At 77.5% G+C, this 1,414-nt stretch carries 1 protein-coding gene and 1 pseudogene; both read left to right on the plus strand.

Translation table 11 applies throughout. The annotated features are described in order from the left end of the window. Positions 1-906, plus strand: a 906-nt coding sequence (locus AB0G02_RS40285; protein WP_360805836.1) for a glycosyltransferase, incomplete at its 5' end; no start/stop codon positions are given. Next, a pseudogene (locus tag AB0G02_RS40290) lies at positions 903-1,414 on the plus strand (hypothetical protein); the annotation flags it as partial. The gene AB0G02_RS40285 and the pseudogene AB0G02_RS40290, both read left to right, overlap by 4 nt.

Below are 1,414 nucleotides of genomic sequence, written 5' to 3' on the forward strand. Positions count from 1 at the left end.
GTGCCGGTGGCCCGGCGCCGGGCGGGCGGCGTGCTGCGCGCGACCACGGCCACCAAGGCCGCGATCCGCAGCTTCCGGCCGGAGGTCGTGCTGGCGCACAACGTGTCGGCCAGCCTGGTGGCCCGGCTCGCCGTGCTGCCCCGCCGACTGCCGCTGCTGACCGTGTTCCACGGCGTGGCCGAGACCGACTACCAGGGCGCGGCCCGCATCCTCAAGCGCACCTCGCGCACGGTCGTCGCGGTGGCCGACGCCACGGCCGACCGGCTGCGCGCCGCGGGCGTCCCCGACCCGGTGGTGATCCCGAACGCGGTCTTCCCCCAGCCCGAACGGGTGAACCGGAACGCGGTGCGCGCGGTGCACGGCGTGGGACCGGACGTGCCGGTCGCCCTCTGCCCGGCCCGGCTGGAACCGCAGAAGCGGCACGACGTGCTGCTGGACGCGTGGGCCGAGCTGGGCGGCGACGCGGTGCTGTGGCTGGCCGGCGACGGCAGCCTCCGCGACCTGCTGCGCCTGCGCGCCGCCGACCTCGGCATCTCCGACCGGGTGCGGTTCCTCGGCAACCGCTGCGACGTGCCGGACCTGCTCGCCGCCGCCGACGTCACCGTGCTGACCAGCGACTGGGAGGGCATGCCGGTCGCGGTGCTGGAGTCGCTGGCCGCCGGACGCCCGGTCGTGGCGACCGACGTGGACGGCGTGCGCCAGGCGTTGGCGGGCGGCGGCGGGGTGGTGGTGCCGCGCCGCGACCCGGGCGCCACGGCGGAGGCGCTGCGGGCGCTGCTGTTCGACCCCGGCGCACGGGCGGAGCTGGCCGAAGCCGGACGCGCGTCCGTGCGGCGGCAGCACGACCCGCGGCTGCTCATGCGGTCCTACGACGAGCTGCTGCGCACCGTGGTCGGTGCCTCGTGAAGTACCCGGGCGCCTTGAAGGGCGTGCCCGTGGCGCGGACCCTGCGCGTGCTCCGGCGCCCGCTGCCGGTCAGCATCGGCATCGGGGTGCTGGTCGCGCTCGTCGTGCTGCTCTCGGTGGAGCTGCGCGGCGAGGAGTTCGAGCGCCGCGTCGGCCTGCTCGCGGTGGCGACCGACCCCGGCGAGTCCGCCCAGGCCGGGTTCGGGGAGGTCGTCGCCCTGTCGCTGCCCGCGCTGGTCGAGGCGGCGCGCACGCCCACGGTGCTGCGCCCGACGGCCGACGAGCTGGGCACCACGACCGAGGAACTGGCCCGTCGCGTGTCCGTGGAGCTGGTGCCCGCCTCGGGCCTCGCCCGGCTCTCCGTCCGCGCCGGGACCGCCGACCAGGCCGCGCAGGCCGCGACCAGGATCGCGCAGACCGTGGCGGACGCCAACCTGTTCGCGCCCGTCGCCCGGCTCCGGCTGCTCGACCGCCCCGAGACCACCCGGACCGCACCCGACCGGCCGTT

Source organism: Actinosynnema sp. NPDC023658 (genome assembly GCF_040639995.1).
Taxonomy (GTDB): Bacteria; Actinomycetota; Actinomycetes; order Mycobacteriales; family Pseudonocardiaceae; genus Actinosynnema.